The following is a 21,744-nucleotide window of genomic DNA, read 5'->3' as shown; positions in this document are numbered from 1 at the left end:
ACTCTAGGGTCGAGTCGCTCGTGCAAACCGGTGAGCCAAGCCTAACGCTCTTCGCTCGCGGCCTCCAGGCCGTCACCGCGAGCGCGCGCGGACAGCCACAGCACCAGCGCGCCGATGCAGGCGGCCAGCAGCGAGGCGGCGAGCACGCCGATCTTGGCCTCGTCGGTGAGCAGGGCGGCGTCGCCGCCGCGGAAGGCCAGCTCGGTGATGAACAGTGCCACGGTGAAGCCGACGCCGGCCACGGCCGCGACCCCGGTCACCAAGGGCCAGCTCGTCCCCTCCGGAAGCCGGCCGAGTCCGAGTTTGACCACCACCCAGGTGACGGCGGTGATGCCGACGATCTTGCCGACGACCAGGCCCAGGACGATCCCGATGGTCACCGGGGAGACGGCGGCCGCCGCCAGGAGGTCGGCGCTGAGTGCGACCCCGGCGTTGGCCAACGCGAACAGCGGCAGCACCAGGAACGAGGAGAACGGGTGGAGGCGTCCTTGGAATCGTTCGGCGGGCGGCACGGACTCCCTGGTGAGCTTGACCAGCCGCTCGGTCTCGGCGGCGGTGAGCCCGCCTTTGGCCAGCTTCTGGGCCTCGGCGTGGGCGATGTCGGGGTCCAGGAGCGGTTTGGCGCTGATGAGCAGGCCCATGATGACTCCGGCGATGGTGGCGTGGACGCCGGACTCGAGCATCGCCAACCACAGGCCGAGGCCGAGGACGAGGTAGATCGGGCCAGACCAGACGTTGAGCACGCGCATGGCGATGGTCGCGGCGACGAAGACGCCGGCGGCGGCGAGCCAGGGCATGGAGAGCTCGTCGGTGTAGAAGATCGCGATGACGCCGATGGCGCCGAGGTCGTCGACGATGGCGAGGGTGAGCAGGAAGACGCGGGCGCCGGAGGGGATGCGGTCGCCGAACAGCGCGAGGATGCCGAGCGCGAAGGCGATGTCGGTGGCCATGGGGATGCCCCAGCCGTGTGCGCCCTCGCCGCCGAAGTTGAGGGCGGTGTAGACGAGCGCGGGGGCGACCATGCCGCCGATCGCGGCGGTGATGGGCGCGACGGCGCCGCGGAGGCTGCGCAGTTCGCCCGAGACGATCTCGCTCTTGATCTCCATGCCGACGACGAAGAAGAAGACGGCCATCAGGCCGTCGTTGATCCAGTCTCGGAGGCTGTGGGTGATGGAGAAGCCGCCGAAGTCGAGGGCGATCTCCAGGTTCCAGACCGTCTCGTAGGAGCCCGACCACGGGGAGTTGGCCCACAGCATCGCGATGACGGCGCAGGCGAGCAGGGCGATGCCGGAGGCCGGTTCGATCCTGAGGAATTCGGCGGCGGGGCGGCCGACGTAGCGGGCGAGCGGCTGGTCGGAGTACAGGAACGCCGGGCCTGATCGCCAGATGGGGGATTTCCAGGGTTCCTTGCTCATTCTCATGCGAGCGAGCGTAGCGAGGCCGCCGCCTCCGGTGGGGGTCGTCGCCGCTATTCGCCCGGCCGCGCCGCGGGCGGCCGGGGGCGGTTCAGGACCGGGTGCGGCACTCCGGGCACAGGCCGCGGAAGGTGATCGAGGCGTCGGTGACGGTGAAGCCGTGCCGTTCGTCGCCGGACAGCCAGTCGAGCGGGTCGGCGAGCGTGTGAACGTCGCGGGTGGTGCCGCAGCCGTCGCAGATGAGGTGGTGGTGGTCGTGGTCGACGTTGGGGTCGTAGCGCTTGGAGCGCCCGTCGAAGTTGAGCTCGAGGACCTCGCCGAGGGCGACCATCTCGTTGAGGGTGTTGTAGACGGTGGCGCGGGAGATCTCGGGCATGCGCCGGCAGGCGCGCTCGAGGATCTCCTCGGCGGTGTAGTGCACATGAGCGCCGTCGAGTGTCTCGGCGATCACTCGACGCTGTGGGGTCATGCGCCAGGCGTGCTCGCGCAGACGGCTAACAAGGTCACTCATGTCTTTCTCTCAGGCTTCTTGGGGCGTTGATCCCACTCTAGCAGCAGGAACACTGTGGTACCACTTACCCAGGACTGGATCTTTCATTAGACACAGTCTAAGCTAGGATCGAGTCCGACGGCATTGCAAGCTTAGGATTCGCAAGCGTCGCCAAGGAGGGGTCGCGGCCCGTCTCACAGCAGGACCGCCGGACCCCGCTCCACGAAAGCTAGAGAGGGCTCTCCATGAGCGATCAGTTCGACAACACCGCGGGGCCGCTGACCACCGAGTCCGGCGCTCCGGTGGCCAATAACAACCAGAGCGAGGCGGCCGGGGTTGGCGGACCGCTGCTCATCCAGGACCAGGTGCTGCTCGAGAAGCTCGCGCACTTCAACCGCGAGCGCATCCCCGAGCGCGTCGTCCACGCCCGCGGCGCCGGCGCCTACGGCAAGTTCACCGTCACCGCCGACGTCTCCAAGTACACCAAGGCCAAGTTCCTCTCCGAGATCGGCAAGGAGACCGAGGTCTTCCTGCGCTTCTCGACCGTCGCCGGGAACCTCGGCGCCGCCGACGCCGTGCGCGACCCCCGCGGCTTCGCGCTGAAGTTCTACACCGAAGAGGGCAACTACGACCTCGTCGGGAACAACACCCCGGTGTTCTTCATCCGCGACGCCATCAAGTTCCCCGACTTCATCCACACCCAGAAGCGCGACCCGTACACCGGCAGCCAGGAACCGGACAACGTCTGGGACTTCTGGGGCCTGTCGCCCGAGTCGACCCACCAGGTCACCTGGCTGTTCGGCGACCGCGGCATCCCGGCCTCCTACCGGCACATGGACGGCTTCGGTTCGCACACCTTCCAGTGGTACAACGCCGACGGCGAGGCATTCTGGGTCAAGTACCACTTCAAGACCGACCAGGGCATCAAGTGCCTCACCCAGGAGGAGGCCGACGCGCTGGCCGGCGCCGACCCCGACTCGCACCAGCGGGACCTGCGCGAGTCGATCGAGCGCGGCGAGTACCCGACCTGGACCGTGCAGGTCCAGATCATGCCGGCCGCCGAGGCCGCGAACTACCGGTTCAACCCGTTCGACCTCACCAAGGTGTGGCCGCACGCGGACTACCCGCCGATCGAGATCGGCAAGCTGGAGCTGAACCGCAACCCCGAGAACATCTTCGCCGAGGTCGAGCAGTCGATCTTCTCCCCGGCGCACTTCGTGCCGGGCATCGGCCCCAGCCCCGACAAGATGCTCCAGGGCCGCCTGTTCGGCTACGGCGACGCGCACCGCTACCGCGTCGGCGTCAACGCCGACCACCTGCCGGTCAACCGCCCGCACGCCACCGAGGCGCGCAACGGCAACCGCGACGGGTTCTACTACGACGGCCGCCACAAGGGACAGAAGAACTACGAGCCGAACTCGTTCGGCGGTCCCGACCAGACCGGCGAGCCGCTGTGGGCGCCGATCCCGGTCTCCGGCCAGACCGGCGAGTGGGAGACCCCCAGGCACAGCGAGGACGACGACTTCGTGCAGGCGGGCAACCTCTACCGGCTCATGACCGACGAGGAGAAGGACCGCCTCATCGCGAACCTGGCCGGCTCGATCTCGCAGGTCAGCCGCGACGACATCGCCGAACGCGCCATCGCCAACTTCGCCAAGGCCGACGAGGACTTCGGCAAGCGCCTGACGGTGGCCGTGGCCGAACTCCGGAAGTAGGCGCCGCCGCCTTCCGGACCCATAAGTGAACAAGCGCCGAGAGTGAGCGGCGGGCTCTACCGGAGCCGCCAGGGCCCGCCGCCGACCTCGACAAGGCTCAGCGACCTCGACTCCCTGTCATCTGTCGAGCTGAGCCGCAATCCGCCCGGCCGGGGTTTGAAGGGTTTCCCCGGCCGGGCGCTTTCGTCACCGCTCCTCGAGGACGCGGCCGCACTCGCCGCACTCGGGCGGCTTCTGGCGCGGCACCTCCACGAACTCCTCGGCCACGATCCACAGCCGCCAGTCGTCGTCGGCCTCGCGCGTGACCGTGATCGAGGTGATGTCGTCGCGGCTGGGCCGCTCCAGGCCCCAGTCGATCGCCAACGGCTCCTTGTGCTTGGCGAGCTTCACCTCGCGGCCCTTGAGGTAGTAGCCGGCCCGCGAGTACACCAGCACCCGCTGCTCGCCGTGCTCCTTCGGCGCCGGCTCGGGCCGCCGCCCGTTGATGAACGCGTGGTACTCGGTGTGCAGCTGCCTGGCGATCTGCTGCAGCGGCACCGACGAGTACTGCTTGACCCACCGGTTCGCCGGCTGGTTCTTCCACCGGGTCAACCGCGACGAGATCTCGGCGTAGGAGATCTTCGACTCCTCACGACGCCACTCGCGCTGGAACACGGCCAGCGACCAGTTGTAAACGGCCCGAACCGCTTCCAACGTCTCCTCGAGGTTCCGGCGCTGCTGGTCGTCGGGCGTGAACGTATACTCGTAGCCGCGTTTCACCAAGTGCGTCATGGGTTTCGTCGCATCCATCACCTGTTGATACCAGATGATTACGCACCGACACGTGTTCCTCACCTCATCGGCGTGTCGACTAGCCGTGCGGCTAATAGGCTCGCCTGGTGCCCGTGGAACTCGACCCCTCCCTCATCGCTCTGCTCGTGGCCGCGGCCCTCTTCGCCGGTTGGGTGGACGCGGTCGTCGGCGGCGGCGGACTCGTCTCCCTCCCGGCGCTCATGGTCGCCTTCCCGAACGCTCCCGTGGCGACCCTCCTGGGCACCAACAAACTCAGCTCCGTGTTCGGCACCACCACCTCGGCGATCACCTACGGCCTCAAGATCAAGCTCGACCACCGGATGCTGTGGCCCACCACCGGCCTCGCCCTCGCCGCCTCCGGGGCCGGAGCCGCCGCGGCCGCCGCCGTCTCGTCGCAGGCCCTGCGGCCCATCGTCATCGCGGTCCTGCTGGCCGTCCTCGTCCTCGTCGTCTCCAAGCCGCGCCTCGGCGTGGAGCCGCAGCCGAGGCTCCGCACCAACCTGCGGGCCGCCGCCGTCATGCTCACCTGCGGGGTCGCCGTGGCCTTCTACGACGGCATCATCGGCCCCGGCACCGGCATCTTCCTCGCCGTCGCCTTCACCACCATCCTCGGCTACGACTACGTGACCGCCTCGGCGCACACCAAGGTCGTCAACGCCGCCACGAACTTCGGCGCGCTCATCGTCTTCGCCGCCGGCGGCCACGTCTGGTGGGTCCTGGGGCTGTCCATGGGCATGGCCACCATCACCGGGGCCTGGATCGGCGCCCGCATGGCGATGTCGGGCGGCTCCAAATTCGTCCGCGTCGTCCTGGTCCTCGTCGTCACCGGCCTGCTGGCCCGGCTCGGCTGGGACGTCTACGTCTCCTGACACACCGGCACTCGGCCTAAGCTTCAGGCATGTCCGAGCGATTCGAGCGCGTCACCGTCGTCCTCTTCGACGGAGGCGCGATGTTCGAAGCGGCCGTGCCGATCTCGGTGTTCGGCGCTCGCCGCCGCACCTGGCCGCGCTTCGACCTGCGCGTCGCCGCCGAGACCGACACCGTCTCGACCACCGCCGGAGTGACCCTGACCGCGCCGCACGGGCTCGAGGCCGTCGGCGACGCCGAAGTGGTGATCGTCCCCACCTACCCCGAGGACCTCGACCGCGAGCCGTCCGGGAAAGTCCTCGACGCCCTCCGGGCCGCGCACGAGGCGGGCGCGGTCGTCGTCGGCCTGTGCCTGGGCGCGTTCGTGCTCGCCGCCGCCGGCCTGCTCGACGGCCGCCGCGCCACCACCCACTGGCACCGCGCCCCGCTCCTGGCCGAGCGCTTCCCCGCCGTCCGAGTGCTCGAACACGAGCTGTACGTCGACGAGGGCGACGTGCTCACCTCCGCCGGCAGCGCCGCCGGCATCGACCTGTGCCTCCACCTCATCCGCCGCTCCTTCGGCGCCGACGCCGCCGCCGACCTCGCCCGCGCCATGGTGGTCCCGCCGCACCGCAGCGGCGGCCAGGCCCAGTACATCGACCGCCCCGTCCCGGCCGTCGACCGCGCCGACCCGCTGGCCGAGGCCCTCGACTGGGCGCTGGCCAACCTCGACCGCCCGCTGAGCGTCGACGACCTGGCCGCCCGCGCGGCGATGAGCCGCCGCTCCTTCGACCGGCACTTCAAGGCCGCGACCGGCACCACGCCGACGCAGTGGCTCCTGCACCACCGGCTCGCACACGCCCAACGCCTCCTGGAGACCACCGACCTGCCGGTCGAGCAGGTCGCGCGGCGCAGCGGATTCGCCTCCGCGGTCGCCCTGCGCCCCCACTTCCGCGACCGCTTCCACACCTCCCCGAGCGGGTACCGGGCCGCCTTCACCGGCTGGCGCGAATCCATCGATTCCTGACCGGCCGGGCCGCGGCGGTCGGCGGCCGGCCGCACGAGACTGGGACGCATGGCAAACAGAGCACTCATCGTCATCGACGTCCAGCAGGAGTACTTCACCGGCGGTCTGCCGATCGCCCATCCCTCCACCGACATCAGCCTGCCCAACATCGGCGAGGCCATGGACGCCGCGACCGCCGCCGGCCTCCCGGTCGTCGTCGTCCGGCACACGGCTCCGCCCGGCTCACCGGCGTTCGACAAGGGCTCGCCCGGCTGGGAACTCCACCCCGAGGTCGCCACCCGCCCGCGGGACCTGCTGGTCGAGAAGACCACGCCGTCGGCGTTCGCCGGCACCGACCTGGCCGAATGGCTGCGCGAGCGCGGCGTCGACACCGTCGCCGTCACCGGCTACATGACGCAGAACTGCGACGCCTCCACCGTCTTCCAGGCCGAGGGACTCGGCATCGCCGTCGAATTCCTCTCCGACGCCACCGGCACGCTCCCGCTGGCCACCGAGGCCGGCGAGGTGAGCGCCCGCAGCCTCCACGAGACGATGCTGGTGGTCCTGTCGTCGAACTTCGCCTCGGTGTCGACCACCGCCGAATGGATCGCCGCCGTCGAGTCCGGCGCCGAGCCGGTCGGGCCGGACATCTGGGCTGCCACCGAGCCGGCGCGGTCCGGGCGCGAACCCGATACGCTCGACCGATGACCAGAGACAGCCGCCACGGCACCGTGGACCGCCTCCGCACCCAGTACGACGCGGGACGGACCAAACCGGTGCCGTGGCGGCTGGCGCAGCTCAAAGCGCTCGACCGCCTCCTGCGCGAGGGCGGCGACGACCTGGCCGCGGCGCTGGGCGCCGACCTCGGCAAGGCCGCGGCCGAATCGTTCGTCACCGAGATCGACGCGGTCGGCGCCGAAGTGCGGACCCTCCGCAAGCACCTGCGATCGTGGCTGCGCCCCGAGCGGGTCCACACCCCGGCGTACCTGCGGCCGGCCAAGTCGTACCTGCTGCGCGAGCCGCTGGGCGTGGTGCTGGTGATGGGGCCGTTCAACTACCCGGTCAGGCTGGTCCTCGAACCGCTGGCGGGTGCGCTGGCCTGCGGCAACGCGGTCGTGATCAAGCCGTCGGAGAGGACCGGGCGGGTCTCGGCGACGCTGGCGCGGCTCATCGGCGAGTACCTCGACCCCGAGGCGGTGGCCGTGGTCGAGGGCGGCCGGGAGGTCGCGAGCGAGCTGCTGCGCGAGCGGTTCGACCACGTGTTCTTCACCGGTTCGGCCCGGGTCGGCAAGGTCGTGGCGCGGGCCTGCGCCGAGCACTTGACGCCGTACACGCTCGAGCTCGGCGGCAAGTCCCCGGCGATCGTGGAGCCGGGCGTGGACCTGGCCGCGACGGCGCGGCGGATCGCGTGGGGCAAGTTCATGAACGCCGGGCAGACGTGCGTCGCACCGGACTACGTGATCGCCACCGGCGGCGTCGGTCCTCGGCTCGAGCGGCACCTGGCCGAGGCGGTGCGTGAGCTGTACGGGCACGCGCCGGCCGACAGCCCCGACTTCGGCCGCCTCGTCGACGAGGCCGCCTTCGACCGGCTCGTCGGTCTCCTCGGCGAGGGCCGGCTGGTCTGCGGCGGCGGCCACAGCCGCGCCTCGCGTTACATCGCGCCGACGGTGCTGGCCGATGTGGCCCCCTCGGACGCGGTGATGCGCGAGGAGGTCTTCGGGCCGATCCTGCCGGTCGTCGAGTTCGACACTCTCGACGAGGCGATCGCGCACATCAACGCGGGCGGGCACCCGCTGGCGCTGTACGCGTTCACCGACTCCGACTCGACTCGGCGGACGCTGCTGACACGGACCTCCTCGGGCGCGGTCGGATTCAACGTGCCGATGGCGCACAGCGACGTGGCGGCCCTGCCGTTCGGCGGCGTCGGGCAGTCCGGCACCGGTTCGTACCATGGGAAGTGGTCGATCGAGACGTTCAGTCACGTGAAAGCGGTGATGGAGAAGCCGCTGGCACCGGACACGCTCCAGGTGGCCTACCCGCCGTTCACGTCGGTGAAGGAGAAGATCCTGCGCCGGCTGCGTTAGTGGACCGGCGGCCGGTGCCGACATAAAGCGGGCCCTGGCCGACGTCGCCGCCGGCCAGGGCCCATACCCCTCGAAGACAAGCCTCGTCGCCCGATCGGGCGCGGCGGTCAGGACCGGAGTCGAACCGGAGGCCGCTCCCCGCCCGAGCGCCTGACCGCGGACCGCCGGTAGGCGATCCGGGCAGAACTCTACCAGAGTCCCGCCGCCGGTTCCACGGACAGGCGGTTGAATTCCCAACGGCCGCAACGCGACCGGCAGTCAGCAACCGGTTTCCGACTGGTGACGGGGTCCGATGCGGGGCCGACTTCTTCGAACGGTATTTACAAGGATTCGAATATATGAAACGCTCTATATAACGCTCACCTTCGGCGAGCACCAGAACATTGAGCGCCATGCCCGGTCCGCGGCGGACCGCCGGCCGGACTCCGGCCGCCGCCGCGACAGAGGGTCGACCGACCGGTGAGCCCGACGAAAGGATCATCATGCGACTGGCATGGAAGGCCGCCGTGGTAGGAGCCGTGGCACTGCTGCTGGCCTCGACCGGTGCCGCGCCTGTGCAGGCGGCGCCGCAGACGTGGACCAACGGCACGCAGGTCACCGCCACCGACGGCAGCATCATGCACGCCCACGGCGGCGGCGTCATCAAAGAAGGCGGCTACTACTACATGCTCGGCGAACAGCGCGTCGACGGCGGCAACCTCTTCGAGGCCGTCTCGATGTACCGCTCGACCGACATGGTCAACTGGGAGTTCCGCAACCACATCCTCACCCGCCACTCCCACCCCGACCTCGATCCGTCCAACATCGAACGCCCCAAGGTCATCTACAACGCCCAATACGACCACTACGTCATGTGGGCCCACAAAGAGAACGGCTCGGACTACGGCGACGCCGAGATCGCCGTGGCCGTCTCCGACACCATCGACGGCGACTACACCTGGCAGGGCGCCTTCCGGCCCCTGGGCCACATGTCGCGCGACCAGACCGTCTTCGTCGACAACGACGGCACCGCCTACCTCATCTCATCGGCCAACGAGAACTACGACCTGCACATCTACCGGCTCACCGACGACTACCTCGATGTCGAGGCGCTGGTCTACAACTTCGCGGGCGACCACCGCGAGGCCCCGGCGATCTTCGAACGGAACGGCGTGTACTTCCTGGTGACCTCCGGCGCGACCGGCTGGAATCCGAACCAGGCCAAGTACGCGACCACCACGAACTTCCCCACCGGCTGGAGCGGCTGGCAGAACCTCGGCAACGGCACCACCTACGACTCCCAGCCGACCTACGTGCTCGAGATCAGCGGCTCCCAGGAGACCTCGTACCTGTACATGGGCGACCGCTGGGCCGGCGCCTGGGGCGGCACCCCGAACGAGTCGAGCTACGTGTGGCTGCCGCTGCGCTTCCCCTCGAACTCGTCCCTGGCGATGGACTGGTACCCCCAGATCACCATCGACACCGCCACCGGCGAGGTCTCCGGTGTCGCCGGAGAGACGACCGCGATCACCGCCAGGCACTCGGGCAAGTGCATGGACGTGGTCAACGGCTCGAGCGAGGACGGCGCCGAGATCATCCAGTACGACTGCCACGGCGGCGCCAACCAGCAGTGGCAGCTCCAGCCGACCGGCGGCGGCTACTACCAGATCGTGGCCTGGAACTCCGGCAAGTGCATCGACGTCGACGGGAACTCCACCTCGAACGGCGCCCGCATCATCCAGTGGCCGTGCAACGGCGGCACCAACCAGCAGTGGGAGCTGCGCGACGCCGGCGGCGGCCACGTCCAGCTCGTCGCCCGCCACTCCGGCAAGTGCATCGACGTGTCCGACGGCTCGAACGACAACAGCGCCCGGCTGCAGCAGTACAGCTGCCACGACGGCTACAACCAGCAGTGGTCGCTTTAGCCCGCGAGCGCTTCGGGGCCCCGCCGAACCGGCGGGGCCCCGGCGTTTGCGCACTGCGGCGAGGGGTACGCGGGTGGGCATGGCCGATCGAGATCGCATCGCAGAACCCTGGGGCGCCCGCACACCGTACGGTCCCGGTGAGCCGTGGCCCGTCCGAGAGGACCTGTACCTCCAGGACGGGCTCGACGAGGCCGACGTCGACCGGTGGGTGCAGTCGGCGACGATCCTGCACTCCAACGGGGACGGACTCGACATCGCCGTCAAGGACGGCCGCATCGTCGGCACGCGCGGCCGCGCCGCCGACCGGGTCAACCACGGCCGACTCGGCCCCAAGGACCTGTTCGGATGGCAGGCCAACCACTCGGGCGACCGGCTCACCCGGCCCCTGATCCGGCGCGACGGAGAGCTGGTGGAGACCGACTGGGACACCGCGATGGACGCGGTCGCCGGGCGGACCAAGGAGCTGCTGGACGAACGCGGTCCCAGCTCGATCGGCTTCTACACCACCGGGCAGCTGTTCCTCGAGGAGTACTACACGCTCGCGCTCCTCGGACACGGCGGCATCGGGACGAACCACATGGACGGCAACACCCGGCTGTGCACCGCCACCGCCGCCGCCGCGCTCAAGGAGACCTTCGCCTGCGACGGCCAGCCCGGCTCCTACACCGACGTCGACCACGCCGACGTCATCGCGCTGTACGGCCACAACATGGCCGAGACGCAGACGGTGCTGTGGTCCCGCATCCTCGATCGCCTCGCCGGCCCCAATCCGCCGAAGATCGTCTGCGTCGACCCGCGGCGCACACCGGTCGCCGCGGCCGCCGACGTGCACCTGGCCCCGCGCCCGGGCACCAACGTGATGCTCATGAACGCGATCCTGCGGCACATCATCGACAACGACTGGATCGACCGCGACTACATCGACCGGCACACCGTCGGCTTCGACGAGCTCTCCAAACAGGTAGCCGACTGCGACCCCGAGGTGGCCGCCCGCGTCTGCCAGGTCAGCGCCGAGGACCTGTACGAGGCCGCGCGGATCATCGGCGGCGCCGAACGGCTGCTGTCGACCGTCCTCCAGGGCTTCTACCAGTCGCACCAGGCGACCGCCGCGTCCGTCCAGGTCAACAACGTCCACCTGGTGCGCGGCAAGCTCGGCAGCCCCGGGTGCGGCATCCTGCAGATGAACGGCCAGCCGACGGCGCAGAACACGCGCGAATGCGGCGCCGACGGCGACCTGCCGGGCTTCCGCAACTGGTCCAACGACGCGCAGGTCGAGGACCTGGCCCGGGTCTGGAACCTCGACCCGATGCAGATCCCCCACTACGGGCCGCCCACGCACCTGATGAAGATCATGCGCTACGTCGAGGACGGCTCCATCCGCCTGCTCTACGTCAGCGGCACCAACCCGGCCGTCTCCCTGCCGGAGCTGCGCCGCGTCCGCAGCGTCCTCTCCCAGGAGCGCCTGTTCCTGGTGGTCCAGGACCTCTTCCTGACCGAGACGGCGCAGCTGGCCGACGTGGTGCTGCCCGCGGCGACCTGGGGCGAGAAGACCGGCACGTTCACCAACGCCGACCGGACCGTGCACCTCTCCGAGAAGGCCGTGGACCCGCCGGGCGAGGCCCGGTCCGACCTCGACATCTTCATCGACTACGCCCAGCGGCTGGACCTGCGCGACAAGGACGGCGAGCCGCTGGTGAAGTGGTCCGACCCCGAAGGGGCCTTCGAGGCGTGGAAGGAATGCTCGGCCGGGCGGCCGTGCGACTACACCGGCATCACCTACGACAAGCTGCGCGGCAGCGGCGGCATCCAGTGGCCGTGCAACGACGAGCATCCCGACGGGACCGAGCGGATCTACGTCGACGGGCGGTTCTGGAGCGACCCGCAGTACTGCGAGAGCTACGGCCGCGACATGGTCACCGGGGCGCCCCTGGAGCCCGACGAGTACAAGTCGATGAACCCGAACGGCAAGGCCGTCATCAAGGCCGCCGAGTACCTGCCGCCGCACGAGCAGCCCGACGACGACTACCCGTACACGTTGACGACCGGCCGCACCCTCTACCACTTCCACACCCGCACCAAGACCGGCCGCGCCCCGCAGCTGCAGAGCGCCGCTCCGGAGGTGTGGGTCGAGATGTCGGCGTCCGACGCGCGCGACGCGGACTGGAAGGAAGGCGACCTGCTGCGGATCACCACCCCGAGGGGCGGCGTCGAGGCCCGCCTGCGGATCAGCGGCATCCGCCCCGGCGTGGTCTTCCTGCCGTTCCACTACGGCTACTGGGACACCGAGGCCGGGCACGAACCGGACGGCGAGCACGGGCGCGCGGCCAACGAGCTGACCATCACCGACTGGGATCCGGCCTCGAAGCAGCCGCTGTTCAAGACCGCGGCCGCGCGGGTCGAACGCGTCGGCGCCGGCGACGGGACGCCTTCGGAGGCGCCGACCACCACCGGTTCGGCGCCGGTGGCCGACGACGTCAGTCCGACCGTCGGCGGGGCGGCGGCGATGGCGCGCGAAACGATCGGCGACGACCGCGGAGGTGTGCGATGAAGCGCGTGGCGATGGCGATGGAGGAACTGCACCGCTCGGAGAACGACCTGGCCGGCGAGCTGCTCGCCGCCTCCGACCGGCACAAGGTCGAGCACGAGGTGTTCTACCTCGGCCGCGACCTGGCCCGCTGGTCGCAGGAGCACGTCCGCAGGCTCGCCGCGGTCGGACGCGACTACGACGTCGAACTCGACCCGGCCCCCGAGGACGACTCCACGATCCTGGCCGCGATGCGGCAGAAGGGCTCGGAGCTGCTGGGCCGCCGCCACGACCCGGGGCTCCTGCTGCTGCGGGACCTGCGCCGCATCCACCGCATGGCCGCCGGAGTGTCGGTGGACTGGGAGATCCTCGCCCAGACGGCCCAGGCGCTCAAGGACCCGAAGCTGCTGGGGCTGGTCAAGGACTGCCACCCGGGCACGCTGCGGCAGCTGCGGTGGGCCAACGCCGCGGTGAAGTCGAACGCGGCCCAAGTGATGGTGGCCCGGTGACCGACCCGGCCACGCGCCGCCGAGGTGTGCGCCGTGGCGGCGCGGGTACTCGCTTACCGCGAAGCCATGCACCGTCCACGACCACAGGAGGATGCGCCTTGAGCACCATCACCGAATCAGTCGACGTCCAGGTCCCGGTCTCGACCGCCTACAACCAGTGGACGCAGTTCGAGGCCTTCCCCGAGTTCATGGAGGGCGTCGAGGAGGTCCGCCAGGTCGACGACACGCACCTGCACTGGGTGACCCGGATCGGCGGCGCGACCCGCGAGTTCGACGCCACCATCGCCGAGCAGCACCCGGACGAGCGGATTGCCTGGAAGTCCGACAGCGGCCCCGAGCACGCGGGCGTCATCACCTTCCACCGACTCGACGAGGCGACCACGCGGGTGACCGCCCAGATGGACATCGACCCCGAAGGGTTCATCGAGCAGGCCGGCGACAAGCTCGGCCTCCTCGGCCGCCGCGTCAAGGGCGACATGCGGCGGTTCAAGGACTTCATCGAGCAGCGCGGCTACGAGACCGGAGCGTGGCGCGGCGACGTGCCGCCGCCGGACACCGCGGCCTGACAGTTCGACGTGCGGGGGACCGGCCTCGGTCCCCCGTTCAACGCTGCTCGTAGCGTTCCAGGCGGTCCCTGGTCTCCTCCAGCTCGGCGCGGAGGCGCTGGTTCTCCAGCTCCATCTCCAGGACGACCTTGATCCCGGCCAGGTTGAGGCCGCCGGACAGCAGCTCAGCGATCCGCCGGATGCGTTCGAGGTCGGCGTCGCTGTACCGCCGGGTGCCGCCCTCGGTGCGGGCGGGTTCGACCAGGCCTCTCGCCTCGTAGACGCGCAGGGTCTGCGGGGCGAGCTCCACCAGCTCGGCCGCGACCGAGATGCCGTAGAGGCCCTGGCCGGGCTGAGGCCGCCCGAATCGCTCTGGATCGACCACGGATGCTCCTCCCCCAAGATCGACTTCGATCACCACAGTTTACCTGCTGTCTGCCACTGGACAAAATCTAAATCCTGCGTTATATATTTAGTGAAACCGCGAACCGTAGATCCATCTGATGGAGGTGACTGAGATGCTGGTGCGCTCGGACCCGTTCCGCGACCTCGATCGAATCGCCCAGCAGATGCTCGGGCTGAACGACTCCCAACTGACCATGCCGATGGACGCCTGGAAGGAAGGGCACACCTTCACCATCCAGCTCGACCTCCCCGGCGTACGGGAAGGCGACATCGACCTGGAGGTGGAACGGAACGTCCTCACCGTCCGGGCCGAACGGCGAGGCGTCGACGCCGGGGACCGCGAAGTGATCCACGCCGAACGTCGCTCGGGCAGCTTCGCGCGACAGATCCTGCTCAGCGACGCCCTCGACACCGAACGAGTCGAGGCCTCGTACCGAGACGGCGTGCTCACCCTGCGGATCCCGATGGCCGAGGAGGCCAAGCCTCGCAAGGTGCTGATCAGCACCGACGCCAGGGAGATCGAGCAGTAGACCGACTCTCACGGAAGCCGAAACCCCGCTTGGCGCGGGCGGGCCCGCGCCAAGCGGCTCACCGGGAGCAAAGGACATGAGCGGACACAGACACCAGCTCCGCAGCGGCAGCCTCGAATACGAACTGCGATGCGACCGCTGCGGCGACGTCTTCCGTTGCGGAGACGACTCCTACTACAGCTGGCCGGTACTCTGCGCCGCCGCCGAAGCCGAAGGCTGGCGCGTGCGGCCGGGACTGGGCGACGAACACGAGTGCGCCGACTGCGCTTCGCGCCCCGGACTGCTGACCATGGCCCGAGACGGCGGCCGCCTGGCGCAAGCGGCATGACGTCACTGGCGCAGTTCGGCACGGAGAACGGCGATGGGCATCGGCCCCCGGTGGTTCGAATTGGAGTCGCTTGTCCCTTTCGAGAACGGCATCAAGGGGATAGGCTCGAAATCCAAGCGGACCCCGTTAGGAAGGATCCAGCCATGCAAACACACGAGGATCTTTCGGACGAGAACTCTGGCACCGCGACCGAGTCGGAACCGCTCCACTCGACCGACGGCCACGAGACCGCGGACAGCGACGAAGCGGACCGTCGAATCGCGTTCGAACTCGCTGCGAAGAGCCGAGACCGGTTCGCGGCACTGACGTCACGTCCGGTCATCATCGCCGCGGTGGCCGCGGGCACGGCCGCCGCCGTCATCGGCGCCAAGCTCGCCTACGACCAGCGCAAGAAAGCCAACGGATACCACCGAGCCGTCCGCCAACTCGAAGACGCCAAGGACACGCTGATCGCCGCGGCCTTCGAGCTGCCGGAGCGAAGCCGCGCGGCGGTGCGCCGAGTGACGCACTGAGCGCCCTAACAAGGCAAGGCGCTCCAGCGACGACCGAGCCGAGGTTCGGCGGAGATGAAGTCTCCGCCGAACCTCGGCCGCGTCATGGGAACCCGCAGGTTCGACACCTCCTCACGACCTCCCGAAGGCGCCTCCGCCGCGGCAAGACGGACAACCGGTGCCGCCTGGCGGTCCACGAGCCCCGGTTCCACCCCACCGGGCGGCGCCGGTGAGTCCCGCACCGCCGACAAGCCGAGGGAAGACGAGTCGATCATTCGGGCTCCGCGCGCCGGACTATGGCATCGCGCGAGGCCACGACCTCCTCGTGGAGCTTCGCCACATCCACCCCGACCAGTTCACCCGCCCACTTGCGCGGCTCGCCGGAGACCAGGACCGCCTCCACGTTGCGGGCGTCGGCCCCGAGCACCAGCGTCCCGACCGGGTCGTTCAACGGCATCGTGTTGACATCCTCGCACCGGACCAGAAGCAGATCGGCCTCCTTGCCGGGCGTGATCGATCCGGTGACATCCCCGAGCCCGTTCGTCCGGGCGCCCTGCAGCGTGGCGAAGTCCAGCACATCCCGGGTGGTCACCCGCGACGGCACCGAGTCGGTGCCATACACGCCATTGACCGCCCGCATCCGCTGGATCGCGTGCAACGTGCGCATCTGCGTGAACATGTCGCTGGCGAGCGCGACCTCGACGTCGATGCTCAGCCCCGGACGGACACCCGCGCCGAGCGCCTCGTCGACCGCCGGGACCGCCGTCTCCAGTCCGATCTGGGCCTCCGAAGTCGGGGCGAGCGCCACCGTCGCACCGGCGTCGCCGATCGCCTTCCACGCCTCGGAGGTCAGCCCCGTGGCGTGGATGAGGGTGAGCGTCGAATCAAGGACGCCGTCGCGGGCCCAGTCCAGGATCAGCTCGGACGACTCCTGGCCGAACACGGCGTCGACGCTCGTCCAGACGCCGAGCTCCCGGGCGACCAAGGCGAGAGCGGGCCCGTAGGCCAGACCGGGCCGTCCGATCCGCTCGGTGGCGAGCGCGGCGAGCCGCACGGTGATCCGCCCGCCTTCGCCGCCGTGGTATCGGTCCACCAGCCGTTCGAGGTCGCCCGGCCACTGCTGGTCCCAGTCGCCGAAGTGCGGCGCCATCGCGGCGTGGACCCCGCGGACGCCCGTGTCGATGAGCGCTTGGACGGCCGCGTCGGAGTGCGCCGCGGAGCGCGCGTTGTGCGAGAAGTCGAGCATCGTGGTGATGCCGCAGTCCAGAGCGGTCAGGGCCGCCAGGCGCGTGCCGAGCTCGATGTCCTCCGGTGTGTAGGCCGGGGCGATCCGCGCGAGCGTCGACATCACGTACTCGCCCAGGTCGGCCACGTCCGGGATGCTGCGGCGCAGCTGCGTCTGCCAGGCGTGGCGGTGGGTGTCGACGAATCCGGGACACACGATCCGGCCCGCCGCCTCGACCCGGAGCGCGGTGGCGGCCATGCCGGCGTGGGCGGGGTCGGAGCGCAGGTCGGGTCCGACGGCGACGATGCGCGAGCGGTGCACGAGCACGTCGCCGCCGTCGAGATCGGGCACGTCCGGGTCCATGGTGACGATCGTGCCGCCGGTCAGCAGGATCGGCCGGCCCTGGCGGGCCGCGTCGGTCACCGCCGTGGCGGTGGCGTCGTGGTCGTCGGTCGGTGGTGTCATCGTGTTTCCTCCGTCGGTTCGGTTCGGTTGCTTCGGGGCGTGTGTCCGCTGTGGTGCGGGTCCTGGTCGACGCGGCGCATCACCATGCCGGCGTGGTAGAGCACGCCGTCGCGGAACGCCCCGTCGGCGCTGAACCCGGTGTCGTCCCTGTACCGGATGTGATCGCCATCGATCCAGTAGTCGCCGGTGTAGGCGCTCTCGCGGGAGCCTCGGGCCTCGTCGTATCGGCCGCCCGGGAGCAGTCGATGGCGGATGTGTCGGTCTTCGGTGACCCACAGGCCCACGTATTCGTCTTCGGAGCTCATGCGCTCCTCCTCTCTGTCGAGATCCAGTGAACGCGGATCCGGAGGCGCCAACCAGGACGCACCGCTCCCTGGGTGCGGCGGGGCTACGCTGGAGTCATGGTCGAAACGCTGGGGCGGTTCCTGGCCGCGCGGCGCGCGCGAATCACCGCCGAGGACCTCGGACTGGTCACCACAGGGGTCAGGCGCGTGCCCGGGCTGCGGCGCGAAGAGGTCGCCCAGATGGCCGGCGTGAGCGTCGACTACTACACGCGCCTCGAACAGGGGCGGGAGCGCCGTCCTTCGGCGTCGGTCCTCGGCGCGCTCGCTCGCGTGCTCGGGCTCGACCGGGAGGCGCGCGGGCATCTGTTCCGGCTGGCAGGGGCGGCCCTGGTTCCCGAAGAGGCGGCGGCGCGGGAGCAGGCGGGACCGGAGTTGGCCGAGCTGCTGGAGCAGTGGCCGAGCACGCCCGCTTTCGTCATCAACCGGCGCTACGACGTCCTGGCCGCCAATCGGCCGGCAGCGGCGTTCTACTCGGATTTCGAACGCGTCGACAACCTCGGGCGCATGATCTTCCTCGATCCGGCGGCCACGGGGTTCTTCGTCGACTGGGACCGCGCGGCGCACACCTGCGTCGGCGGCCTGCGGCTCGCCCTCGGGTTCGACCCGCGCGACGCCGAGACGACGGCTCTGGTCGCGCGCCTCGAGTCGGGGAGCGCGGAGTTCCGCCGCCGGTGGCGGCTCGGCGAGGTGCAGGCCAAGTCGCGGGAGGCCAAGGAGTTCTGCCACAGCGCCGTCGGGAAGCTCACCCTCGAACACCACGCGTTCGACGTGCGGGAATCGCCGGGCCAGCAGCTCGTCGTCTATCGGGCCCTGCCCGGCGGCGAGTCCGCCGAGCGGCTGGCGCGGTTGGGGAACCGGCCGGCGGTCACTTGACGGTCCATCCTGTCGTGGGGTGTTCGGGGGCGCGTCGTTTCGGCTTCAGGGCCGCTTCGGTTCGGTGAGGATCTCGGCTCCGTCGCGGGCGCTCCGGTCACCGCGCAGGGGTGCCGCTGGCGTCGTGATCCTCGCCTCCGCGGCCGTGTCGCGGGTCGGTCGAGTATTCGAACGGGTTCCGGCGGCAGTGCCGCGGATCGGAACGACTCGATGGCCGCGCCCGCCGAGACCGTCTGGCCGGTGAACGTGCCGTTGTCGTCACCGCTCCAGGTAGGCGGCCAGGTTCGCCAGGGATGACGCCAGCCCGGCGGCGTGGTCCTCGGCGGAGATGCCGGTCGGCACGTCGGCGGCACTGATCTCGACCCGCGATCCCGCACCGGCCGGGGTGACGCTCCACGTCATGGTCATGGTCCCAGCGAACGCCGGGTCGTCGGAGACGAAGTCGATCGCCTGCACCACCCGCTCACCGGGGACGATCTCGACAAAGCGAGCGTCGACGACATCGGAGTCGGCGGTCGCCTTGCCGGGAGCATCAGAGCCGTCGGCGTAGGTCAATACGAGACGGTACGACCCTCCTGTGCGGGGGTCGAACCATTCGAACCGACCGCTCATGCCATCGGGCGGCAGCCACTCCACGAGCGCTTCGGGATCGACGAGCGCCGCGTAGGCCCGCTCGGTCGATACCGCGATTTCCCTGGCTGCGCGGTCGATTCTCTCCATCGGCGCAGATTAGCACTCACAAGGTGGCGGCACAGCGGTACCGGCCGACCGCCGTTCCGTCCCTCGAGCGCTCAGGGCGCCGGCTTGAGCGGCCATACTTCTACAACGCCGTGGGCGACCGCGCACGGCGTTTCGGAGACGAGCCGCACGGCTTCGTCGATGTCGTCCGCCTCGATGATCGCGAATCCGGCCACCGGGAGCTCCGATTGCATATAAGTACCGCTCGCGGTCTGGAGGTCCGCAGCGTTGTGGTTGCGCACCTGCACCGGTTCACCGGCGACTCCCATCAATGCGCCACCGGCTCGCAGACGCTCGTCGTGGTCGTGAGCCGCATCGCGGACCGACGCGTCGGTCCGGTCGTATCCTGATTGATCGCCGTATCCGATCGTGATGAACAGGGCCATAGTGGCCGCCTCCTTGTGCTGTGTCCTGACTCCAGGCGCTCGGGGAGCCTCCGAGGCCTGCGGCATATCCGGCCGCCGCCACCATCATGTCTCTTCATGCGGGAGTGGCGCAGGTTCAACTCGGACTCTCCGACGAGCCCCGACGTATGCGTTCGGGTCACGACCGGTCCCGGCCGCGGCGCCATTTCCACGGCGCTGCGGCCAACGTCAGTCCGATCAATGCGGTCACGATGCCGGCGATCAGCCATCCCAGAGAGCCCCCGGTGACCGGCTCGCAATCGGCGACGCACAGAATCGGCTCGATCCGCACGAGGTCGGCGCCCTGAAATATCCACAGCAGACCGAGGAGCGATATGAGGATCCCTGCGGTCACTCGAACGGCATTGCGCCAGGTCATTTGACTCTCCTTGCGATCGTTGCGGGTCGGCGTCAGTGCAGGCGGCCCGGTCGCCGGATGCCGACCGGTCCCCCATTCTTCTGGCCGACGGCCAGGGCCAGAGCCTGGGGCCGAACCGGCGACCCTATCAGGCGGAAGCACGCTCGACCGCCATCCTCGCGTTCGCCTGCGACGCGACACGGGATCGTCCGTCTGCAACAAGTTCGAGCACCGCTATAGGAGGCCGCATACGGCGGAGACCGCCGCCGCGGGCCCGCCGACTGCACCTGGGCCTCAAGCACCGCTGACCGTCGGCGTTCACCGCACGCGATCGGGGGCCGACAGTCGCGGCCACCGGCGGATCGGTGCCCGAAGCGGCGGTGTCAGCGCGGGTTGACGCCGAACATGTGCCGGTAGGACAGCTCGCCGCCGAGCCAACCGGTGTAGCCCAAGAGCGCGGCGCCGAGGGCGGTCAGCACCACTCCCCAAGGCAGGACCCCGTTCTCGACGTCGGGCAATCGCACCAGGAACGTGATCAGGAGCAGCACCAGAACTACGCCGTTGCCGATCCCGTGGAGGCGCGCTTGCCGGTGCCTCCTGATCCTTCCCTCGGCGAGGAAGTCGACCAGGCCGGTCGCGGCGGCCATCACTCCGGAGACCAGCGCGCCTCCGATGAGCCATACGGCGGCCAGAGCCCAGGCACGTGATCCTTCGATCCAGTAGCCCAGGTCGGCGGCGAACGCCGCTATCGCCAGGCCGATGGGGAGGGGGATCAGCGCCGGGTGGAGCGGATGGCCCTTGAACGCGGCCCGGCTCGGAGTCGGCTCATGCGTCATCGGTCGTCCTTCGTTCCGGAAGTTGGGCACCAGTGCGTGGTACCCCCAGCGGCCCCGGGCAAACGGGCGGTCGGGATCCTCCAAGGGCCGACCTTGATGAAGAGTCATCGCTCCCACATCCGGGCCCGACGGGTATTTACATTTCGGGCGTATGTAGTTAGATTTATGGTTGTCAATGTTTCCATACCCTGGGAGCGCTACCATGCTCAGATCGAGAAAGAACCGCATCCGAAGTCTCATCCTCGCGTTCGCGGCGGTGGTCATGGCCGGCGCTTCGGCGTTGTTCTTCACCGCCCAGACGGCTTCCGCGCACGGCACGGCGACCTCGCCGGCCGCGCGGCAGTACAGCTGCTGGGAACGGTGGGGCGGCGACCACCAGAACCCGGACATGGCCACCGAGGACCCCATGTGCTACCAGGCCTTCCAGGCCAACCCCAACGCCATGTGGAGCTGGATGAGCCTGCTTCGTGAGGGCATGCAGGGCCAGCACGAACAACGCATCCCGGACAACCAGCTCTGCTCCGGCGGCAAGTCCGACTACGCCGCGCTCGACGAGCCGGGGAACTGGCACACCACGTCGCTGAACAACAACTTCACGCTCACCTACGATGACCAGGCGACGCACGGCGCGGACTACTACTGGGTGTACGTGACCCGGCAGGGATACGACGCCACCACCGACGCGCTCGACTGGGGCGACCTGGAGCGGGTCGTCGAGACCGGCGTCTACCAGCCCGGCGAAGCGGTCGACATCCCGGTGAGCGCGCCCGGCCGGAGCGGGCACCACGTGGTCTACGTGATCTGGCAGGCCAGCCACTTGGACCAGACCTTCTACTCCTGCTCGGACGTGTGGTTCGGCGGCGGCTCCCCGCCTCCGCCCGACCCGACCGACCCGCCGGAGCCGACTGATCCCCCGG

General features: G+C 69.7%; 24 protein-coding genes. 14 read left to right on the top strand and 10 right to left on the bottom strand.

The window, feature by feature from the left end:
• Positions 1-41: 41 nt before the first annotated feature.
• Entirely contained in the window at positions 42-1,421 is a 1,380-nt protein-coding gene (gene nhaA / locus ACYVL2_RS19485) for a Na+/H+ antiporter NhaA (protein ID WP_460546471.1), read from the bottom strand.
• A gap of 85 nt (positions 1,422-1,506) precedes the next feature.
• A complete protein-coding gene (locus ACYVL2_RS19480) occupies positions 1,507-1,926 on the bottom strand; it encodes a Fur family transcriptional regulator (protein WP_460546469.1) in 420 nt (139 codons plus the stop codon).
• A 224-nt stretch (positions 1,927-2,150) separates the two neighbouring features.
• Here ACYVL2_RS19480 and ACYVL2_RS19475 point away from each other — a divergent pair, with 224 nt between their 5' ends.
• Positions 2,151-3,620 carry a catalase gene (locus tag ACYVL2_RS19475; protein WP_460546467.1) on the top strand — a complete coding sequence of 490 codons (1,470 nt, stop codon included), beginning with the start codon at positions 2,151-2,153 and terminating at the stop codon, positions 3,618-3,620.
• A 186-nt stretch (positions 3,621-3,806) separates the two neighbouring features.
• Here ACYVL2_RS19475 and ACYVL2_RS19470 read toward each other — a convergent pair whose 3' ends face one another.
• Positions 3,807-4,391 (bottom strand): helix-turn-helix domain-containing protein, encoded by a 585-nt coding sequence (locus ACYVL2_RS19470; protein WP_460546465.1) that lies wholly within the window; start codon positions 4,389-4,391, stop codon positions 3,807-3,809.
• Between the two features lie 107 nt (positions 4,392-4,498).
• Between ACYVL2_RS19470 and ACYVL2_RS19465 the strand changes: the two genes are divergently transcribed.
• From ACYVL2_RS19465 to ACYVL2_RS19430, 8 genes are all read left to right on the top strand, one after another.
• Positions 4,499-5,281, top strand: a complete 783-nt coding sequence (locus tag ACYVL2_RS19465; RefSeq protein WP_460546463.1) for a sulfite exporter TauE/SafE family protein — start codon at positions 4,499-4,501, stop codon at positions 5,279-5,281.
• 29 nt (positions 5,282-5,310) lie between these two features.
• Positions 5,311-6,285, top strand: a complete 975-nt coding sequence (locus ACYVL2_RS19460) for a GlxA family transcriptional regulator (protein WP_460546460.1) — start codon at positions 5,311-5,313, stop codon at positions 6,283-6,285.
• A gap of 48 nt (positions 6,286-6,333) precedes the next feature.
• A complete protein-coding gene (locus ACYVL2_RS19455; RefSeq protein ID WP_460546458.1) occupies positions 6,334-6,972 on the top strand; it encodes a cysteine hydrolase family protein in 639 nt (212 codons plus the stop codon).
• Positions 6,969-8,348, top strand: coding sequence for an aldehyde dehydrogenase family protein (locus ACYVL2_RS19450; RefSeq protein ID WP_460546455.1), 1,380 nt, complete (start codon positions 6,969-6,971; stop codon positions 8,346-8,348). The genes ACYVL2_RS19455 and ACYVL2_RS19450 overlap by 4 nt, the downstream gene beginning before the upstream one ends.
• A gap of 482 nt (positions 8,349-8,830) precedes the next feature.
• A complete protein-coding gene (locus ACYVL2_RS19445; RefSeq protein ID WP_460546454.1) occupies positions 8,831-10,252 on the top strand; it encodes an RICIN domain-containing protein in 1,422 nt (473 codons plus the stop codon).
• A gap of 79 nt (positions 10,253-10,331) precedes the next feature.
• Positions 10,332-12,800, top strand: coding sequence for a molybdopterin oxidoreductase family protein (locus ACYVL2_RS19440; protein WP_460546452.1), 2,469 nt, complete (start codon positions 10,332-10,334; stop codon positions 12,798-12,800).
• Positions 12,797-13,285 carry a hypothetical protein gene (locus tag ACYVL2_RS19435; protein ID WP_460546450.1) on the top strand — a complete coding sequence of 163 codons (489 nt, stop codon included), beginning with the start codon at positions 12,797-12,799 and terminating at the stop codon, positions 13,283-13,285. The genes ACYVL2_RS19440 and ACYVL2_RS19435 overlap by 4 nt, the downstream gene beginning before the upstream one ends.
• Positions 13,286-13,383: 98 nt before the next feature.
• Positions 13,384-13,851, top strand: coding sequence for an SRPBCC family protein (locus tag ACYVL2_RS19430; RefSeq protein WP_460546448.1), 468 nt, complete (start codon positions 13,384-13,386; stop codon positions 13,849-13,851).
• Positions 13,852-13,888: 37 nt separating this feature from the next.
• On the opposite strand, the gene ACYVL2_RS19425 is transcribed toward ACYVL2_RS19430, so the two are convergent.
• Positions 13,889-14,215, bottom strand: coding sequence for a MerR family transcriptional regulator (locus ACYVL2_RS19425; RefSeq protein ID WP_460546446.1), 327 nt, complete (start codon positions 14,213-14,215; stop codon positions 13,889-13,891).
• A gap of 118 nt (positions 14,216-14,333) precedes the next feature.
• Between ACYVL2_RS19425 and ACYVL2_RS19420 the strand changes: the two genes are divergently transcribed.
• From ACYVL2_RS19420 to ACYVL2_RS19410, 3 genes are all read left to right on the top strand, one after another.
• Positions 14,334-14,765 carry an Hsp20/alpha crystallin family protein gene (locus tag ACYVL2_RS19420; RefSeq protein WP_460546443.1) on the top strand — a complete coding sequence of 144 codons (432 nt, stop codon included), beginning with the start codon at positions 14,334-14,336 and terminating at the stop codon, positions 14,763-14,765.
• A gap of 76 nt (positions 14,766-14,841) precedes the next feature.
• Complete coding sequence (locus ACYVL2_RS19415; RefSeq protein WP_460546441.1) at positions 14,842-15,093, top strand: hypothetical protein; 252 nt, start codon at positions 14,842-14,844, stop codon at positions 15,091-15,093.
• 143 nt (positions 15,094-15,236) lie between these two features.
• The gene (locus ACYVL2_RS19410; RefSeq protein ID WP_460546439.1) at positions 15,237-15,605 is read left to right on the top strand and encodes a hypothetical protein; all 369 of its coding nucleotides are present in this window, start codon (positions 15,237-15,239) and stop codon (positions 15,603-15,605) included.
• A 250-nt stretch (positions 15,606-15,855) separates the two neighbouring features.
• Here the strand turns inward: ACYVL2_RS19410 and ACYVL2_RS19405 are convergent, their stop codons facing one another.
• Complete coding sequence (locus ACYVL2_RS19405; RefSeq protein WP_460546436.1) at positions 15,856-17,274, bottom strand: amidohydrolase family protein; 1,419 nt, start codon at positions 17,272-17,274, stop codon at positions 15,856-15,858.
• On the bottom strand, positions 17,271-17,579 hold the full coding sequence (locus ACYVL2_RS19400; RefSeq protein WP_460546434.1) for an Atu4866 domain-containing protein: 309 nt from the start codon (positions 17,577-17,579) through the stop codon (positions 17,271-17,273). Before ACYVL2_RS19400 ends, ACYVL2_RS19405 begins: the two co-directional genes overlap by 4 nt.
• 96 nt (positions 17,580-17,675) lie before the next feature.
• Between ACYVL2_RS19400 and ACYVL2_RS19395 the strand changes: the two genes are divergently transcribed.
• Positions 17,676-18,491, top strand: a complete 816-nt coding sequence (locus ACYVL2_RS19395) for a helix-turn-helix domain-containing protein (protein WP_460546432.1) — start codon at positions 17,676-17,678, stop codon at positions 18,489-18,491.
• 258 nt (positions 18,492-18,749) lie between these two features.
• Here ACYVL2_RS19395 and ACYVL2_RS19390 read toward each other — a convergent pair whose 3' ends face one another.
• The 4 genes from ACYVL2_RS19390 to ACYVL2_RS19375 all read right to left on the bottom strand — a co-directional run bounded on the left by ACYVL2_RS19390 (position 18,750) and on the right by ACYVL2_RS19375 (position 20,827).
• Positions 18,750-19,211, bottom strand: a complete 462-nt coding sequence (locus ACYVL2_RS19390; RefSeq protein WP_460546430.1) for an SRPBCC family protein — start codon at positions 19,209-19,211, stop codon at positions 18,750-18,752.
• Positions 19,212-19,282: 71 nt separating this feature from the next.
• A complete protein-coding gene (locus ACYVL2_RS19385) occupies positions 19,283-19,615 on the bottom strand; it encodes a YciI family protein (RefSeq protein ID WP_460546428.1) in 333 nt (110 codons plus the stop codon).
• 157 nt (positions 19,616-19,772) lie between these two features.
• Complete coding sequence (locus ACYVL2_RS19380; protein WP_460546426.1) at positions 19,773-20,012, bottom strand: hypothetical protein; 240 nt, start codon at positions 20,010-20,012, stop codon at positions 19,773-19,775.
• Positions 20,013-20,374: 362 nt separating this feature from the next.
• Positions 20,375-20,827: a DUF2231 domain-containing protein gene (locus tag ACYVL2_RS19375; protein ID WP_460546424.1), complete on the bottom strand. Its 453-nt coding sequence runs from the start codon at positions 20,825-20,827 to the stop codon at positions 20,375-20,377.
• Positions 20,828-21,029: 202 nt separating this feature from the next.
• On the opposite strand from ACYVL2_RS19375, the gene ACYVL2_RS19370 reads away from it, so the two are divergent.
• Positions 21,030-21,744, top strand: a 715-nt coding sequence (locus ACYVL2_RS19370) for a lytic polysaccharide monooxygenase auxiliary activity family 9 protein (RefSeq protein WP_460546422.1), incomplete at its 3' end; no start/stop codon positions are given.

The sequence above is a fragment of the Glycomyces halotolerans genome, assembly GCF_054779575.1.
Note: the sequence above shows the minus strand (reverse complement) of the source record. Positions and strands in the feature narration are given on the sequence as shown.

Bases quoted from the DNA above. Each gene is read 5' to 3' on its own strand.
- nhaA (WP_460546471.1), bottom strand. From the start codon at position 1,421: ATGAGAATGAGCAAGGAACCCTGGAAATCCCCCATCTGGCGATCAGGC.
- ACYVL2_RS19480 (WP_460546469.1), bottom strand. From the start codon at position 1,926: ATGAGTGACCTTGTTAGCCGTCTGCGCGAGCACGCCTGGCGCATGACC.
- ACYVL2_RS19475 (WP_460546467.1), top strand. From the start codon at position 2,151: ATGAGCGATCAGTTCGACAACACCGCGGGGCCGCTGACCACCGAGTCC.
- ACYVL2_RS19470 (WP_460546465.1), bottom strand. From the start codon at position 4,391: ATGACGCACTTGGTGAAACGCGGCTACGAGTATACGTTCACGCCCGAC.
- ACYVL2_RS19460 (WP_460546460.1), top strand. From the start codon at position 5,311: ATGTCCGAGCGATTCGAGCGCGTCACCGTCGTCCTCTTCGACGGAGGC.
- ACYVL2_RS19455 (WP_460546458.1), top strand. From the start codon at position 6,334: ATGGCAAACAGAGCACTCATCGTCATCGACGTCCAGCAGGAGTACTTC.
- ACYVL2_RS19450 (WP_460546455.1), top strand. From the start codon at position 6,969: ATGACCAGAGACAGCCGCCACGGCACCGTGGACCGCCTCCGCACCCAG.
- ACYVL2_RS19445 (WP_460546454.1), top strand. From the start codon at position 8,831: ATGCGACTGGCATGGAAGGCCGCCGTGGTAGGAGCCGTGGCACTGCTG.
- ACYVL2_RS19440 (WP_460546452.1), top strand. From the start codon at position 10,332: ATGGCCGATCGAGATCGCATCGCAGAACCCTGGGGCGCCCGCACACCG.
- ACYVL2_RS19435 (WP_460546450.1), top strand. From the start codon at position 12,797: ATGAAGCGCGTGGCGATGGCGATGGAGGAACTGCACCGCTCGGAGAAC.
- ACYVL2_RS19420 (WP_460546443.1), top strand. From the start codon at position 14,334: ATGGAGGTGACTGAGATGCTGGTGCGCTCGGACCCGTTCCGCGACCTC.
- ACYVL2_RS19415 (WP_460546441.1), top strand. From the start codon at position 14,842: ATGAGCGGACACAGACACCAGCTCCGCAGCGGCAGCCTCGAATACGAA.
- ACYVL2_RS19410 (WP_460546439.1), top strand. From the start codon at position 15,237: ATGCAAACACACGAGGATCTTTCGGACGAGAACTCTGGCACCGCGACC.
- ACYVL2_RS19405 (WP_460546436.1), bottom strand. From the start codon at position 17,274: ATGACACCACCGACCGACGACCACGACGCCACCGCCACGGCGGTGACC.
- ACYVL2_RS19400 (WP_460546434.1), bottom strand. From the start codon at position 17,579: ATGAGCTCCGAAGACGAATACGTGGGCCTGTGGGTCACCGAAGACCGA.
- ACYVL2_RS19395 (WP_460546432.1), top strand. From the start codon at position 17,676: ATGGTCGAAACGCTGGGGCGGTTCCTGGCCGCGCGGCGCGCGCGAATC.
- ACYVL2_RS19390 (WP_460546430.1), bottom strand. From the start codon at position 19,211: ATGGAGAGAATCGACCGCGCAGCCAGGGAAATCGCGGTATCGACCGAG.
- ACYVL2_RS19385 (WP_460546428.1), bottom strand. From the start codon at position 19,615: ATGGCCCTGTTCATCACGATCGGATACGGCGATCAATCAGGATACGAC.
- ACYVL2_RS19380 (WP_460546426.1), bottom strand. From the start codon at position 20,012: ATGACCTGGCGCAATGCCGTTCGAGTGACCGCAGGGATCCTCATATCG.
- ACYVL2_RS19375 (WP_460546424.1), bottom strand. From the start codon at position 20,827: ATGACGCATGAGCCGACTCCGAGCCGGGCCGCGTTCAAGGGCCATCCG.